Origin of the sequence: Shimia sp. R9_3 (assembly GCF_017743755.1) — a bacterium.
GTDB lineage: Bacteria > Pseudomonadota > Alphaproteobacteria > Rhodobacterales > Rhodobacteraceae > Shimia.
In genome coordinates this window covers 498,693-512,549 of the sequence record NZ_JAGHRP010000002.1, presented here as the reverse complement: position 1 = coordinate 512,549, position 13,857 = coordinate 498,693, and the positions used below count along the sequence as shown (strand labels likewise).

At 59.7% G+C, this 13,857-nt stretch carries 19 protein-coding genes; 7 read left to right on the top strand and 12 right to left on the bottom strand.

The features are described 5' to 3' along the window. The first annotated feature begins 13 nt into the window (after nt 1–13). On the top strand, nt 14–1,402 hold the full coding sequence (rimO, locus tag J7412_RS06930; RefSeq protein ID WP_209078330.1) for a 30S ribosomal protein S12 methylthiotransferase RimO: 1,389 nt from the start codon (nt 14–16) through the stop codon (nt 1,400–1,402). Between the two features lie 44 nt (nt 1,403–1,446). Then, a complete protein-coding gene (locus J7412_RS06925; protein ID WP_209077995.1) occupies nt 1,447–1,815 on the top strand; it encodes a DUF393 domain-containing protein in 369 nt (122 codons plus the stop codon). Here J7412_RS06925 and J7412_RS06920 read toward each other — a convergent pair. From J7412_RS06920 to J7412_RS06905, 4 genes are all read right to left on the bottom strand, one after another. Further along, nucleotides 1,812–2,075: a DUF6455 family protein gene (locus J7412_RS06920; protein ID WP_209060953.1), complete on the bottom strand. Its 264-nt coding sequence runs from the start codon at nt 2,073–2,075 to the stop codon at nt 1,812–1,814. The genes J7412_RS06925 and J7412_RS06920 overlap by 4 nt on opposite strands. Next, nucleotides 2,075–2,335 carry a DUF6455 family protein gene (locus tag J7412_RS06915; RefSeq protein WP_209077994.1) on the bottom strand — a complete coding sequence of 87 codons (261 nt, stop codon included), beginning with the start codon at nt 2,333–2,335 and terminating at the stop codon, nt 2,075–2,077. Before J7412_RS06915 ends, J7412_RS06920 begins: the two co-directional genes overlap by 1 nt. Nucleotides 2,336–2,407: 72 nt before the next feature. After that, nucleotides 2,408–2,764, bottom strand: coding sequence for a YigZ family protein (locus J7412_RS06910; RefSeq protein WP_209060960.1), 357 nt, complete (start codon nt 2,762–2,764; stop codon nt 2,408–2,410). 3 nt (nt 2,765–2,767) lie between these two features. Then, a complete protein-coding gene (locus J7412_RS06905) occupies nt 2,768–3,508 on the bottom strand; it encodes a M48 family metallopeptidase (protein ID WP_247743797.1) in 741 nt (246 codons plus the stop codon). A 133-nt stretch (nt 3,509–3,641) separates the two neighbouring features. Between J7412_RS06905 and J7412_RS06900 the strand changes: the two genes are divergently transcribed. Further along, complete coding sequence (locus J7412_RS06900) at nt 3,642–3,887, top strand: hypothetical protein (RefSeq protein WP_209060962.1); 246 nt, start codon at nt 3,642–3,644, stop codon at nt 3,885–3,887. Nucleotide 3,888: 1 nt separating this feature from the next. On the opposite strand, the gene J7412_RS06895 is transcribed toward J7412_RS06900, so the two are convergent. After that, complete coding sequence (locus tag J7412_RS06895; RefSeq protein WP_209077993.1) at nt 3,889–4,140, bottom strand: DUF167 domain-containing protein; 252 nt, start codon at nt 4,138–4,140, stop codon at nt 3,889–3,891. Nucleotides 4,141–4,239: 99 nt separating this feature from the next. Between J7412_RS06895 and J7412_RS06890 the strand changes: the two genes are divergently transcribed. From J7412_RS06890 to J7412_RS06880, 3 genes are read left to right on the top strand one after another with little or no spacing between them, the layout of a single operon-like run. Then, entirely contained in the window at nt 4,240–5,367 is a 1,128-nt protein-coding gene (locus tag J7412_RS06890; RefSeq protein WP_209077992.1) for a class II histone deacetylase, read from the top strand. A gap of 51 nt (nt 5,368–5,418) precedes the next feature. Further along, the gene (locus J7412_RS06885) at nt 5,419–5,997 is read left to right on the top strand and encodes a nitroreductase (protein ID WP_209077991.1); all 579 of its coding nucleotides are present in this window, start codon (nt 5,419–5,421) and stop codon (nt 5,995–5,997) included. Then, on the top strand, nt 5,994–6,704 hold the full coding sequence (locus J7412_RS06880; RefSeq protein WP_209078328.1) for an EI24 domain-containing protein: 711 nt from the start codon (nt 5,994–5,996) through the stop codon (nt 6,702–6,704). The genes J7412_RS06885 and J7412_RS06880 overlap by 4 nt, the downstream gene beginning before the upstream one ends. Here the strand turns inward: J7412_RS06880 and J7412_RS06875 are convergent. Next, the gene (locus tag J7412_RS06875) at nt 6,649–6,954 is read right to left on the bottom strand and encodes a DUF1467 family protein (protein WP_209060969.1); all 306 of its coding nucleotides are present in this window, start codon (nt 6,952–6,954) and stop codon (nt 6,649–6,651) included. The two genes, J7412_RS06880 and J7412_RS06875, sit on opposite strands and share 56 nt — an antisense overlap. Before the next feature lie 66 nt (nt 6,955–7,020). Beyond that, complete coding sequence (gene mce, locus J7412_RS06870) at nt 7,021–7,425, bottom strand: methylmalonyl-CoA epimerase (protein ID WP_209060970.1); 405 nt, start codon at nt 7,423–7,425, stop codon at nt 7,021–7,023. Nucleotides 7,426–7,598: 173 nt separating this feature from the next. On the opposite strand from mce, the gene J7412_RS06865 reads away from it, so the two are divergent. Beyond that, complete coding sequence (locus J7412_RS06865; RefSeq protein ID WP_209077990.1) at nt 7,599–8,327, top strand: response regulator; 729 nt, start codon at nt 7,599–7,601, stop codon at nt 8,325–8,327. 91 nt (nt 8,328–8,418) lie between these two features. Here the strand turns inward: J7412_RS06865 and J7412_RS06860 are convergent, their stop codons facing one another. From J7412_RS06860 to J7412_RS06840, 5 genes are all read right to left on the bottom strand, one after another. Beyond that, entirely contained in the window at nt 8,419–9,135 is a 717-nt protein-coding gene (locus tag J7412_RS06860) for a GNAT family protein (RefSeq protein ID WP_209077989.1), read from the bottom strand. A 144-nt stretch (nt 9,136–9,279) separates the two neighbouring features. Next, nucleotides 9,280–11,136: an aspartate--tRNA ligase gene (gene aspS / locus J7412_RS06855; RefSeq protein WP_209077988.1), complete on the bottom strand. Its 1,857-nt coding sequence runs from the start codon at nt 11,134–11,136 to the stop codon at nt 9,280–9,282. 92 nt (nt 11,137–11,228) lie between these two features. Further along, on the bottom strand, nt 11,229–11,876 hold the full coding sequence (locus tag J7412_RS06850; protein ID WP_247743796.1) for a CPBP family intramembrane glutamic endopeptidase: 648 nt from the start codon (nt 11,874–11,876) through the stop codon (nt 11,229–11,231). Nucleotides 11,877–11,979: 103 nt separating this feature from the next. Then, nucleotides 11,980–12,624, bottom strand: coding sequence for an aminotransferase class IV family protein (locus tag J7412_RS06845; protein ID WP_348540474.1), 645 nt, complete (start codon nt 12,622–12,624; stop codon nt 11,980–11,982). After that, nucleotides 12,579–13,706, bottom strand: a complete 1,128-nt coding sequence (locus J7412_RS06840; protein WP_209077986.1) for an aminodeoxychorismate synthase component I — start codon at nt 13,704–13,706, stop codon at nt 12,579–12,581. The genes J7412_RS06845 and J7412_RS06840 overlap by 46 nt, the downstream gene beginning before the upstream one ends. Between the last annotated feature and the right edge of the window lie 151 nt (nt 13,707–13,857).

Sequence of the window (13,857 nt, the reverse complement as noted above, 5' to 3'; positions counted from 1 at the left end):
CTATATGCACGCCATGTCCAGCAATCCGCCCGATCTCCGCCCCGACCTCGCCCGCGCAACCCTCACCGGGGACGCACGTCCCGGCCAGCCCACCATCGGGATGGTGTCGCTTGGCTGCCCCAAAGCACTGGTCGACAGCGAGCGCATCCTGACGCGCCTGCGGGCCGAAGGGTACGGCATTTCGCCAGACTATTCCGGTGCTGATGCAGTGATCGTGAACACCTGCGGCTTTTTGGACAGCGCAAAGGCCGAGAGCCTTGAGGCGATTGGTGAGGCCATTCAGGAAAACGGCAAGGTCATCGTGACCGGCTGTCTTGGCGCTGAACCGGAGTATATCACCGGCACCCATCCCAAAGTGCTCGCCGTGACCGGTCCCCACCAATATGAACAGGTGCTTGATGCCGTACATGGTGCCGTGCCACCCAGCCCCGATCCCTTTATTGATCTGCTGCCAGCCAAGAACGTCTCCCTGACGCCGCGCCACTACAGTTACCTCAAGATTTCAGAGGGTTGCAACCACAAGTGCAAGTTCTGCATCATTCCGGACATGCGTGGCAAACTGGCCTCCCGTCCGGTGCATGCGGTCCTGCGCGAAGCGGAAAAACTGGTTGAGAATGGCGTGAACGAGCTCTTGGTGATTTCTCAAGACACCTCCGCCTACGGCCTTGATCGCAAGTATTCGACCCACTCGTGGAAAGACCGCGAGGTGCGCAGCCATATCACCGATCTGGCGCGCGAATTGGGCCAATTGGACGCTTGGGTGCGCCTGCACTACGTCTACCCCTACCCGCATGTGCGCGAGCTGATCCCGCTGATGGCAGACGGTCTGATCCTCCCCTATCTGGACATCCCGTTCCAACACAGCCACCCGGACACGCTCAAACGCATGGCGCGGCCCGCGCATACCTCCAAAACCCTGACAGAGATCGCCGCATGGCGTGACATCTGCCCGGACATCACCCTGCGCTCCACCTTCATTGTCGGCTACCCCGGCGAAACCGAAGAAGAGTTCCAGCATCTGCTGGATTGGATGGACGAGGCACAACTCGATCGCGTCGGCTGCTTCCAGTATGAAAATGTCGACGGCGCGCGCTCCAACGATCTGCCTGACCATGTCGCACCGGAGCTGAAGCAAGAACGCTGGGAACGCTTCATGGAGAAGGCCCAGGCGATTTCCGAGGCAAAACTCGCGGCAAAAGTGGGCCAGGTGATGGATGTGATCGTAGATGACATTGACGCAGATGGCATCGCCACCTGCCGCACCAAAGCCGACGCCCCGGAAATCGACGGCAACCTGTTCATTGACGAAGGCACCGAGGGGCTTTCTGTCGGTCAGATTGTCACGGTGGAAGTGGATGAAGCCGGGGAATACGACCTCTGGGGTTGCCTGAAGCAAAGCTGACCACCGTGCAGTCCACTCAGGCGCTCCACAAAACCGGAGCGCCCATGAGCGACGAAACGCGGGTCCTTTTCAACGCGGACTGCCCGATCTGCAACGCCGAAATCTGCCACTACCGCGCCTACACAAAGGCGCGCGGCCTTAACGTGGCCTATGACGATCTGAACTCAGACGCGCTGTCAGATTGGAAGATCGACCCGGAAACCGCCGCACGGCGTCTGCATGTGGTCAAAGAAGGAAAGCTATACGTCGGCGTTGCCGCCTTTGTCGCGCTCTGGTCAGAAATGCCGCGCTATCGCTGGATGGCCAAAATTGTGCGTCTGCCGGGCATCTGGCAGCTGTCCAACGGGGTTTATGAACGTATCCTTGCGCCCTGGCTCTATCGCAAGCATCTCAAGCGCAGCCGGAAGGCTTAGTGCGGTGCCAAACGTGCCATCAGCGCGGCATGGCAGCAGAACTCTGGCGGCGTCTTATGCTGCCCTGCTTCCCCCAACCAGGATTGGCACTCAGCCACATGCGCACAGGTACGGCAGCGCGTGACCATCCCTGTGTACTCCTGCACGCTCAAACGCCCCTCAGCCATCATTTCGCTGAGGGAGACCCCCATCTTGCGGCCCATGCTGCGCGTCAGCCAGAAATGCGTCGCCGGATCGCCCAAAGGCACAACAACTCCCATCAGACCTGCGCCTCCAAGCGCTTTAGCAGCTCCGCATTGCGACAATAGATCGGCGCGCCATCATCCTGAGCCTCAGCCGATTTCATGCGCAGCGCACAGCGCGCGGGCTGCAAACATCCTGAACAACGGATCACGGCGTCAGAAATTTCATCACAGCTCAACGCGCCTTTGATCGCGGCCTCCTGCAAATCCACCCCAACGTGGGACGCCATATCGTCAAACAAAGCCGCGTGGCGCTTGATCTTTTCCAGCCGATCCATACGAAAAACTCCTGTTTCGCTTGCAAACAAGCTAACAGGCTTCGCCGTATGGTCCCTTGATGTGCATCAATCTCAGCTTTTTTGCGCATCCAGATAGGCGTTCACGCAATCCTGCACCCGACGAAAGCGGTCTCCGCCCAGTTTCACACCGCCATACCAGCGCGTGACAACCACGATATGATCCGTGATCCCCTCGCGCTCCAGCATCCGCAAAATCACCAATCCCGCACCGCTTTCGCCGTCATCGCCTTTCAGTGGCGTGCCGTCACTCAACAGCGCCGCCCAGGTGTTGTGGGTGGCTTTGGCGAATTTCTTGTTCCGCTTCAGATCTTTGAGGAACCGATCCGCCTCTGCGCGATCAGTCACCGCGCCGCCGGACACCGCATATTTGCTGCCCCGATCGGTGACCACATTGGTCAGCTGCAACATGGCCTACAGACCTGCCGCCGTGCGCTTCACAATCGCCACACGTGAGGCGTTGGGCGGGTGCGTGCCCAAAAACTGGTTGCCCGGATCCGGTGTGCGCTCAAAAAAGCCCACCCCGATCAGCGGATCATACCCCGCTTTCTTGGTCAAAACTGTGCCAAGGCTGTCCGCTTCCAGCTCATATTCTTTGGAAAACGACCGTGAGCCGACAGAGGCACCGAGGTTTGCCGCCGCGTCCACAGAGCTTGCGCTGCCCCCCGCGAGCCCCACCAGAATGGCGCCCAATGCGGCCCCCGTCAGCGCATCCGCCTGTGACCGGGTCAAATGCCCTGCAATATGGTGTGCCGCTTCATGGCCCATCACAAAGGCCAGCTCATGCTGGTTGCGCGTCTCCGCGATCAACGGTGCGGTGAAAATGATCAGCGGGCGGCCGTTCTTATCAATGGTCTGAAAGGCGTTGGCCGGAATATCGGTGCGCGGATCGACAGAGATTTTATAGTCGCAATCGGTGCCGCGTGGCGCTCTTGCGCGGCACTCCCGCTCAGCCACAGGCTCCATCTGCGCAATGATCGGTGCAAGCCGCGCCTCGGCCTGTGAGACGCTGATTTTCGGGGCCTTGGGCTGCGGCGCGCTGCGCTGTTGCGGCGCTGTTGTGGTTGTGACTTCACAGGCCGTCAACGCCGCCCCTGCCACAGTGGCCAGCACCATCGCACGCCACGGTCTTTGTCCAGATTTCAGCCCCTGCATCCGTCGTCCTTCCCAGCGCCCCAATCTTCTAAGGCGCTCACAAATATGTCGTCTTCCCGAATTTACGCCTCCGCTGTGGCCGAGACCAGAGGGAAATGCTTGCACCCGGTCCCCGATGCGCTAGGCTCACAATATGTTCAGCATCGAGCACGAATTTGACTCCACCGTTGTCACGCTTGTCGATGAAGGCGCCGCCCCTCTGGGAGAAGATGTGGTGATCCACATGTTTGAAGAATGCGTCACCATCGAGCAATATGATCCGCGCACCGACAGCATGCAGAAAATCACTCTTTCCACAGCACAGGTGCAGGATCTCACCGCCGCGCTGGACTTGCCTGAGGGTGTTTACATGCTCAAGCGAGACCCCGACAAAACGTGAGCTAGTCCAGTCGAAAGACCTTTTCGCGTGACGTCTGCCCGCGCACAAGGGTCAGCCGAGATTTGGCAACGCCCATGGTCTTTGCCAGCAATTTGGCAACGGCCGCATTGGCTTTGCCGCCCTCCGGCACAACCGTGACATAGACCCGCAACACATCGCCATCCTGCACCACCGCGTTGCGCGAAGCTTTTGGTGTGACGCGCACCGCGATTTCCGCACCCGGCGTGAGGGACATCTCAGGGGCCTTTGCCATTCTCTCGATCTCCGATGCAAAACCGTTGGGCGAACAATGATTTACATTCCACAAATGCCCCGCATAGGGTAGCCCTCGCAATGCAACGGGGGAAGCTGAATGGCCGCACGCAACAAAACCGGGTTCTTTTTTGATGAAAAGTGCTTCTGGCATACAGGTGGCAACTACGCGCTGACCCTGCCCGTTGGCGATCTGGTACAGCCGCTTGCCGCAGGCGGGCTTCCCGAAAGCCCTGAGACCAAACGCCGTCTCAAAAACCTCATGGATGTCACAGGCTTAACCGCAGATCTTGAGGTGCGGAGCGCCCCCGCGGCTACCACAGAAATGTTGGCCCGCGTGCACCCCGGCGACTTCCTTGGCAAGTTCAAATCGGTCTCTGATGCGGGCGGTGGTGAAATTGGTTTGCGCACGCCTTTCGGCAAAGGCGGCTATGAGATCGCAGCGCTCTCCGCAGGACTTGCCAGCGAAGCCGTCCGCGCTGTTGCCGCAGGAGAGCTGCAAAACGCCTACGCCCTGTCGCGCCCACCGGGCCACCATTGTTTGCCCGACTGGCCCAATGGCTTCTGCCTGCTCGCCAATATCGCAGTCGCCATCGAAGCCGCACAGGCACAGGGGCTTGCCCAGCGCGTCGCCGTGCTCGATTGGGATGTGCACCACGGCAATGGCACCGAGGCCATCTATTATGAGCGCAGCGATGTGCTCACCATCTCGCTGCATCAGGAAAAGAACTACCCGCTCGACACCGGCGACGCGGCAGATCGCGGCAAAGGTGCGGGCCTTGGCACCAACATCAATGTGCCCCTGCCGCCCGGTGCGGGCCACAACAGCTACCTTCATGCCATGCAGCAGATCGTTATCCCTGCGCTGCACAGCTTTAAACCCGACATCATCATCGTGGCCTGCGGCTTTGACGCCGCCGCCTTTGATCCGCTCTCCCGCATGCTCGCCACCGCCAACACCTTCCGCCAGATGACCAAACAGGTCGTGACCACCGCCGAAACACTGTGTGAGGGCAAACTCGTGCTGGTACATGAGGGCGGCTATTCTGAGGCCTATGTGCCCTTCTGCGGCCATGCGGTGATCGAAGAGCTTGCCGGCTCTGACATCCGCGCCGAAGACCCGATGGCGGCCTCACTTGAAATCCGTCAGCCCAATGCCCGGGTTGAGGCCTTCTTTGCCACACTCATTGATGAGATGGCCGCCACATTCGCAAGCCCGCCCGGTTGAAATCACTCCGGGCCACGCCAACATACCTACTCAACTCCCAAGGGAGAGGACATGCCACAACCAAACCAAGCCGCGCTGGATTTCCTGCTCAGCCGCCGTTCACGCCCCGCCAAAACGCTGGTCGGCCCTGCGCCATCACGCGCCGAACTGGAACCCTTGCTGGAGGCCGCTTTGCGCAGCCCGGACCACGGCAAACTGGAGCCCTGGCGGCTCATCGTTTTGGAACACAAAGCCTTGCAAAAATTGGCGGATCTCATCCCCGAACGCGGCGCTGCCCTAGGCATCGAACCTGACAAGATCACCAAGGGTCAGGATCAATTCGCCAAGGCAGATCTCGCAGTCGCGGTGATTGAATCCCCCGTGCTGAGCGAGAAAGTCCCAGCGATTGAGCAGTCTTACTCCGCCGCCTGCGTGTGTCTGCAACTTCTGAATGCATCTCTGGCTGCCGGATGGGGCGCCAACTGGCTTTCCGGCTGGGCCAGCCATGATCGTGATTTTGTGGAAAAAGGCCTTGGCCTCACGCCCCATGAAAAGGTCGCAGGCTTCATCCACATCGGCACCGAAAAAGTCGCGCCCCCAGAGCGCCCCCGCCCCAATATGGAGACAAAGGTCACATGGCTGTTGGATTGATCCTCTCATCCTTTGGCAAAACTCTCGGCCAATTGGGAGACCCGCGTTTTCGCCGGGTGCTCTTCAAAGGTATTGGCCTGACATTTGCCCTGCTCATCGCGGTTTACACGCTGTTCCTGATGTTTTTGAACTGGCTGGGGGCCGCCGCTTGGGTGCAGGAACTTCTGGGCAATATTTCCTGGGTCGGCGATCTTTTCACCGCCGCCTCGCTGTTCCTGATGATCTTTCTGTCGGTCTTTCTGATGGTGCCGGTCGCTTCGGCCATCACATCCCTGTTTCTGGATGAGGTGGCGGATGCGGTCGAAGATCGCCATTACCCCCACCTGCCTGATGTGCCTGCGGTGTCTTTTGGCGAAGGCCTGAAGGATTCGGTGAACTTTCTCGGAGTGCTGATCGCCGCAAACCTGCTGGCGCTGATCGTCTATGCGATCTTCACGCCGTTTGCCCTGTTCATCTTCTGGGCTTTGAACGGCTTCCTGCTGGGGCGTGAGTATTTTCAGCTCACCGCCATGCGCCGCGTGGGCCGGGCGGAGGCCAAAAAGCTGCGCCGCAAACATGGCGGCACAATCTGGCTTGCAGGGATCTTGATGGCGATGCCGCTCTCAATCCCGCTGGTGAACCTGCTGATCCCAATCCTTGGGGCTGCGACCTTTACCCATCTGTTCCATCAACTGGAGCCGACACGGGCGCATCCCCCATCCGGTTGAACATGTCGAGATCACGCACGGTGATCATACCGGATGTGATGATCCAGAACGCAATTGCCCAGATCACCGCCGACACAAGGGTGGTGATCTTTGCTTTGGCCTTCAGATAATGATGCTCCGGTGCTCCCGCGTGGGTGCCGGGCACCACATCGCCCAAATCCCCCTGGGTTTGCAGGCGAATCGGGATCACAATCAGAAAGGTCATAAACCAGATGACCGCGTATAAAACGATGGCTGAGGTGATCCCCATTGTGTGCTCCTCCAAAAAAGTCAGCGGGCAAAACTGCCCGCTTTCCTACCCAAATATGTGGTTTGATCAGACCTGTTCAAGCTCGACAAGGCAGCCGTTGAAGTCCTTTGGGTGCAAAAACAGCACCGGCTTGCCATGCGCCCCGATCTTGGGCTCTCCACTGCCCAGAACCCGTGCACCTGTCTCTTTCAGATGGTCACGCGCCGCCAGAATATCATCGACCTCATAGCAGACATGGTGAATGCCACCTGACGGGTTCTTTTCAAGGAAGCCATTGATAGGACTGTCTTCTCCCAGCGGATAAAGCAGTTCGATCTTGGTGTTCGGCAGCTCGATGAACACCACCGTCACCCCGTGATCCGGTTCGTCCTGCGGCGCGCCTACCTTGGCCCCCAGCGCATCACGGTATTGCGCGCTCGCAGCCTCCAAATCGGGCACAGCAATCGCCACGTGGTTCAGTCGTCCAATCATTTTTGTCCTCCATGGATCGCTTTGGTCCCGCTCACCGCTGTTATGGGATTTGCATCGCGTGCGCGCAAGCGGCAGGGCGTCGCGGCAGCGATTAACGCTTCGTTAGTCATGTGCTGGCTAGCCTGAGTCCATGTGAATGTTTCAGTTAGTTTGCTTCGTTGAGGATTTCAGCCATGAATGACCAGTCCCCATTCCCCCCATTGACCTCGCCATCAGCTGCGCGGCCGCTTCTGGGTATGACCGTGCTTGTGGTCGAAGACAGCCGCTTCGCTTCTGATGCCCTGCGGCTCATGTGTGTCCGCTCCGGCGCGCGCATCCGCCGCGCAGACTGCCTGACCTCCGCCCGCCGCCACCTGCAAATCCATCTGCCCACGGTGATCATCGTGGATATGGGCCTGCCGGACGGCTCTGGCGCGGAACTGATCGAAGAACTGCACCATGCCTCCCCACGGGTCGAGCTGATCCTCGGAACGTCAGGCGATGATTTTGCCGAAGACAGTGCATTGGCCGCAGGGGCAGACGGATTTATCGCCAAGCCTTACGGCAGCCTGTCCTCTTTCCAGCAGGCCATCCTGTCGCGACTGACCGAAGGCTACCGCCCCACCATCGCGCGCATCGCCGACAATGAGGCTATCCAGCCCGATCCGGTCGCGCTGCGCGATGATCTGATGCACGCGGCCGACACCCTTCAGGAAACCCCTGAACAGGCTCTCAAAGACGGTGTGGTGGACTATGTGGCGCAATTCCTGGGCGGCATCGCGCGCAGCTCGGAGGACGCATCCCTGCTGAGTGCCGTACAAGCGGTGGAACGTGCCCGCAAGGCAGGTCACATGCCAACCGCAGATGTGGCCCATCTCACCGGCGTGGTGCAGGACCGGCTGGCGCAAACTGCCACCATCTGATCTCCCGCCACTGCGCGTTAGACCCAAAACGCCCGCCGCGCGTGAAGACACGTCGCCGCGAAGCTCATCCCGTGCCTGTCGATCTGGGAGGTTATCCCAGCGTCGGGTCTCCGCTCGCACGCACCAATCGCGTCAAATCGCTCAGACGCTCTTTCTGCTGCCCTGCCGCATCAAAATTGCCGGGAGAGAGCCAGACATCAAACGTCGCCTTGAGCGCAGGCCATTCCTGATCAATAGCGGCAAACCATGCGGTGTCCCGGTTGCGCCCTTTGTAGACCAGCGCCTGACGGAACACGCCTTCATAGCTGAAGCCCAACCGCTGCGCCGCGCGCCGCGAGGGCGCATTCAGCGCGTCGCATTTCCACTCATACCGCCGATATCCGGCCTCAAAGGCCCATTGCATCATCAGAAACATCGCCTCCGTCGCCGCAGGCGTGCCCTGCATCATTGGTGCGAAGTTGATATTGCCGACCTCAATGGACCCTGCTTCCGGTGCGATCCGCAGATAAGAGGCAACACCTGTGAACGTCCGATCCGCTTTGCTGTAGATCGCATAGAAAAAATGATCGGGGTTCGCGACCGTCTCCCGCACCCAGCGATGATACTGGGCTGAGGAATGAAACGGCCCATACGGCATGTAATCCCAAACCCATTCATCAGACTGATAGGCCCGATACAGCAACGCCGCATGCGCCTCCGCATTCAAAGGCTCCAGCCGCACATAACGCCCCTCCAAGACTGCCCCTGTTGGGCGCGGTGGCGCCTGCCAATCCGGCACGGCAAATCCAACAGGTCTTGGGTCAGTCATTTGGCATTCCTTCGTTTCCCGAAGTAGTGGCACAGCGCCCAGACTTGGCCAAGCCTTTGTTCACAGTCCAGACGAACGACGCCCCAAAAGAAAAAGCCGCCCTCACCTTCGTGAAAGCGGCCCTTTGTGAGCTTACCCCGCGGATCACTCCTGCGGGATCACCCGCAGACCCAGCTCCATCAGCTGATCGCTGGACGGATCGTTGGGCGCGTTCATCATCAGGTCTTCGGCGCGCTGGTTCATCGGGAACATCATCACTTCGCGGATGTTCTGCTGATCAGCCAGCAGCATCACGATGCGATCCACACCGGCCGCACAGCCACCGTGGGGTGGTGCGCCGTAAGAGAAGGCTTTGTAAAGCGCACCAAAGCGCTCTTTCACTTCCTCTTCGCCGTAACCGGCAATCTCAAACGCCTTCAGCATGATTTCCGGCTGGTGGTTCCGGATCGCGCCAGAAACCAGCTCATAGCCGTTACACGCCAGATCGTACTGATAGCCTTTGACCGCCAGCGGATCGCCGTTCAGCGCATCCAGACCACCCTGCGGCATGGAGAACGGGTTGTGTTCAAAGTCGATCTTGCCGGTCTCTTCGTCTGCTTCATAGATCGGGAAGTCCACGATCCAAGCAAATGCAAAGCGATCTTCGTCGATCAGACCAAGCTCTTTGCCGATCACATCACGCGCGCGGCCTGCGATCTTTTCAAAGGCTTTGGGTTTGCCGCCAAGGAAGAAGGCCGCGTCGCCCACGCCCAGACCCAGCTGCTGGCGGATCGCCTCGGTGCGCTCAGGGCCGATGTTCTTGGCCAGCGGACCAGCGGCTTCCATGCCACCTTCCACTTCGCCGGATTTCAGCTTGGCTTGCGCCTCTTTCACCGAAATGCCCAGCTCCTGCGCCACGCTGTCTGCGGTTTTGTCGCGCCAGAAGATGTAGCCCATGCCCGGCAGGCCTTCGCCTTGGGCAAATTTGTTCATGCGGTCACAGAACTTGCGGCCACCACCGGTCGGTGCCGGAATGGCGCGCACTTCGGTGCCTTCCTGCTCCAGCAGCTTGGCAAAGATCGCAAAGCCGGAGCCTGCGAAGTGCTCGCTCACAACCTGCATCTCAATCGGGTTGCGCAGGTCAGGCTTGTCAGAGCCGTATCTCAGCGCCGCTTCCGCATAAGGGATCTGCGGCCAGCTCTCTGGCGCGTCCACCTTGCGGCCACCGCCGAACTCTTCAAACACACCGGCCAGAACAGGCGCGATGGTGTCAAAGACGTCCTGCTGCTCCACAAAGGACATCTCCATGTCGAGCTGGTAGAAGTCGGTCGGGGAGCGGTCAGCGCGCGGGTCTTCGTCACGGAAGCACGGCGCGATCTGGAAGTATTTGTCAAAGCCCGCAACCATCATCAGCTGTTTGAACTGCTGAGGCGCCTGTGGCAGCGCGTAGAACTTGCCCGGATGCAGACGGGACGGCACGAGGAAGTCGCGCGCACCTTCCGGGCTGGAGGCGGTGATGATCGGCGTCTGATACTCGCGGAAGCCTTTGTCCCACATGCGCTTGCGCATGGAGGAGACCACATCAGAGCGCAGCACCATGTTCTGCTGCATCTGCTCACGACGCAAGTCGAGGAAGCGGTACTTCAGGCGGGTTTCCTCAGGATACTCCTGATCGCCAAACACCATCAAAGGCAGCTCATCCGCCGCGCCGAGGATCTCCAGATCACGCACAAACACCTCGACTTCACCGGTCGGGATCTTGTCGTTGATCAGGTCAGCGTCACGCGCTTTGACGTTGCCATCAATGCGGATACACCACTCGCTGCGCACCTTCTCCATTTGGGAGAAAACCGGGCTGTCCGGATCGCAAAGCACCTGCGTGATGCCAAAGTGATCGCGCAGGTCGACAAACAGAATGCCGCCGTGGTCACGGATGCGGTGCACCCAGCCAGACAGGCGGACGGTCTCGCCCACATTGGATTTGTTCAGGTCGGCGCAGGTATGGCTGCGATAGGCGTGCATGTGCGGCCCCTCTTTCAGGGTGAAAAACAATGGTCGCGCCGATACACCTTTTTGAGGCCATAAAGTCAAGGTCCGCGCCGCGCGAAATGGCGCTAAAACGGCCGCACAACGTTGCCGGAGTAGAAAAACACACCCAGCCCCATGAGAAAGATGATATTGCCCGCAATCGCATGCATCAGCACCGCCAACGGGAAAGAGGCGCGCTCTTTATAGGCATGGGCAAAAATCACCCCGCCCACAAAGGTCATGATGGCCACGACCCAGCTCCAATACATCAGATGCGCCAGCGCAAAGAGCCCCGCATTCAGCCAGATCGCCGCCCCGCCCTTTGGCAGGATCGCCTTATAGCGGCGAAAGAACAGCGGGCGGAACACCAGCTCTTGCGGCAATGCGGACACAAACGGATAGAAGATCAGGATCACCACCATCAATTGCGGCTCGTTCCTTATAAGAAAGAACAAGGTTTCCGGTGCAAACAGCATCGTCACCGCAAAACAGGCCGCAAACATCAGGGCCGTATAGATCAGCATCTGCCGCAGCTTGATCTCCGCCATGCCCTCGCCCAGCGCCCGCCAGCGAAAGCCCGGCGTCAGATGCAAAAGAAGGATGCCCAGCGCGGTGAGCGCAAAAAGCGCGGAGAACATCACCGTGGCCGGCAGCAAAGTGGCAATCAGCACCGGCGCAAGGACAAACAGGATCAGAAACTCGGCCCAGAGCCGGGTGGTGTTTTGTGCGGGCAAACTGCTGTCCTCAATCGGTTTTGCCCGGAGAATTGCGCGCGCATGTTTCAATTTCAAGACAGAGTAAGGACTAGCATCTCCATCGCAGACCTCAGGCCCGCGCCTATTTGACCACCGCCGGGATTTCCCCGCGCAAAGCATTTGTCAGATGCAGCGCTTCCGCCGCATGTAAATCCGCCTCGCTCAGCACCGCTTCGCGCAGCGCCCCCGCTTCAATCAAACTCTGCCGATACACGCCGGGCAAACAGCCAGACGCAACAGGCGGCGTCAGCCGAACACCGTCCTCCGTGGTCAACACCAGATTGGTGATGGTGCCCTCACACAGCTCGCCGCGCTCATTGAGAAACAACCATTCCTGCACGCCCTCAGGCAACTCCGCCCGCGCAGCATCATAAAACGCACGCCGCGTGGTCTTGTGCTGCAAAAGCTGATCCACGGAGGACAAACGGTCCGGATGTATCCGGCACACCCAGGGCTTTGTGGCCGCTACCGACATCTCTGCGGTGGTGATCTCCACATCCCCGGCCGCACCCAATGTCAGACGGCAGCGCAAATCGGTGGTCGCCTCCAGAGCCTCAACCGCGCGCAACACATCTGTTTCGGAAAAAGCAAAGCCCAGCGCCTGCGCCGAGTGTTTCAGCCGCGCCAGATGCAGGTGCAGCCGCGCCACGCCCGCCCCCGGCAAAAAGCGAAAGGTCTCAATCAGGCGGGTTCCGGCTGGAACGTCTTGGCAAAGCGGGCTTTCCACAGCGCTTCCTCATATTCATCAGGCGCCTTGCTGTCCCAGACAACACCGCCGCCCACGTTCAACACGGCTTGCCCGCCCTCAAGCAGCATCGTGCGGATCGCCACGCTGAACTCAGAGCTGCCGTCCGGCGCTGCCCAGCCAATTGCACCACAGTAGATCTCACGGGGCCACGGCTCCAGATTGCGCAGGATCTCCATCGAGCGCAGCTTAGGTGCGCCGGTGATCGATCCGCAAGGGAACAGCGCCTGCAAAATATCGGCAAGCTGCGCGTCTTCCTGCAACTGCGCCTCCACGGTGGAGGTCATCTGATGCACGGTCGCATAGCTCTCCACCTCAAACAGCTGAGGCACCTTCACGCTGCCCGGCTGCGCCACACGGCTGATGTCATTGCGCAGAAGATCCACAATCATCAGGTTCTCAGCGCGGTTCTTCTCGTCCTGCGCCAACCATGCCTTGCGACGCGCATCCTCTGCCGCGTCTTCACTGCGGGGCTGCGTGCCTTTCATCGGGCGCGTCTCAATCCGGCCCGCCGCATCGGTGCGGAAAAACAGCTCCGGCGAGCGTGACAGGATTGTCGGCAGACCCGCCTGTTTGATCAACGCCCCATGGCCAACCGGCTGACGCGCTGCGAGCGCGGCATAAAGCGCCTCGGCATCCCCGGACACAGCCGCATCCATCGGAAACGTCAGATTCGCCTGATAGATATCGCCAGCACCGATGTAGCCATGCACCCGGTCAAATGCCGCGCGATAGGTGGCCGCACTCCAGCGCGGCGCAAATGCGCCCAGTTCAAACCGCGCATCTGTCGAAAGCGCCTTGGCCGCGGTTGGCGCGCGAAACACACCAAACTGCATCAAAGGCAGCCGCCGCGCCTTGGGCAGCATCCGGCGCAACCGTGGCTCCAGCACATAGCCAAGCTCATAGCTCACATATCCTGCAAGCCAGAACCCTGCCGCCTGCGCCTGTCTCAGCACATCAAAGGCCAGATCCACCTCATGTGGCTCCGTCACCGAAATCACATGCTCCGCCGCATCAAACAGCGTCGCATGCCCGTTTGGCCCGTGATCAAAGCGAATCTGCACCTGTATCCCCTGTCGGCGAAAGTTATCTTTTGGTCATATACGGCGCATTTTGGCAAATGACAGTGGTGAAAGCGGCAGATCATGACAAAATCCCGCTCCCCAGGTGATCCCTCTTGCACGTTGTCGCCTGATGCGTATAACCCACGACAAT

Bases quoted from the DNA above. Each gene is read 5' to 3' on its own strand.
- J7412_RS06865 (WP_209077990.1), top strand. From the start codon at position 7,599: ATGAATGACCAGTCCCCATTCCCCCCATTGACCTCGCCATCAGCTGCG.
- aspS (WP_209077988.1), bottom strand. From the start codon at position 11,136: ATGCACGCCTATCGCAGCCATACCTGCGCCGACCTGAACAAATCCAAT.
- J7412_RS06890 (WP_209077992.1), top strand. From the start codon at position 4,240: ATGGCCGCACGCAACAAAACCGGGTTCTTTTTTGATGAAAAGTGCTTC.
- rimO (WP_209078330.1), top strand. From the start codon at position 14: ATGTCCAGCAATCCGCCCGATCTCCGCCCCGACCTCGCCCGCGCAACC.
- J7412_RS06860 (WP_209077989.1), bottom strand. From the start codon at position 9,135: ATGACTGACCCAAGACCTGTTGGATTTGCCGTGCCGGATTGGCAGGCG.
- J7412_RS06910 (WP_209060960.1), bottom strand. From the start codon at position 2,764: ATGTTGCAGCTGACCAATGTGGTCACCGATCGGGGCAGCAAATATGCG.
- J7412_RS06905 (WP_247743797.1), bottom strand. From the start codon at position 3,508: ATGCAGGGGCTGAAATCTGGACAAAGACCGTGGCGTGCGATGGTGCTG.
- J7412_RS06920 (WP_209060953.1), bottom strand. From the start codon at position 2,075: ATGGGAGTTGTTGTGCCTTTGGGCGATCCGGCGACGCATTTCTGGCTG.
- J7412_RS06895 (WP_209077993.1), bottom strand. From the start codon at position 4,140: ATGGCAAAGGCCCCTGAGATGTCCCTCACGCCGGGTGCGGAAATCGCG.
- J7412_RS06875 (WP_209060969.1), bottom strand. From the start codon at position 6,954: ATGGGGATCACCTCAGCCATCGTTTTATACGCGGTCATCTGGTTTATG.
- J7412_RS06885 (WP_209077991.1), top strand. From the start codon at position 5,419: ATGCCACAACCAAACCAAGCCGCGCTGGATTTCCTGCTCAGCCGCCGT.
- mce (WP_209060970.1), bottom strand. From the start codon at position 7,425: ATGATTGGACGACTGAACCACGTGGCGATTGCTGTGCCCGATTTGGAG.
- J7412_RS06900 (WP_209060962.1), top strand. From the start codon at position 3,642: ATGTTCAGCATCGAGCACGAATTTGACTCCACCGTTGTCACGCTTGTC.
- J7412_RS06915 (WP_209077994.1), bottom strand. From the start codon at position 2,335: ATGGATCGGCTGGAAAAGATCAAGCGCCACGCGGCTTTGTTTGACGAT.
- J7412_RS06925 (WP_209077995.1), top strand. From the start codon at position 1,447: ATGAGCGACGAAACGCGGGTCCTTTTCAACGCGGACTGCCCGATCTGC.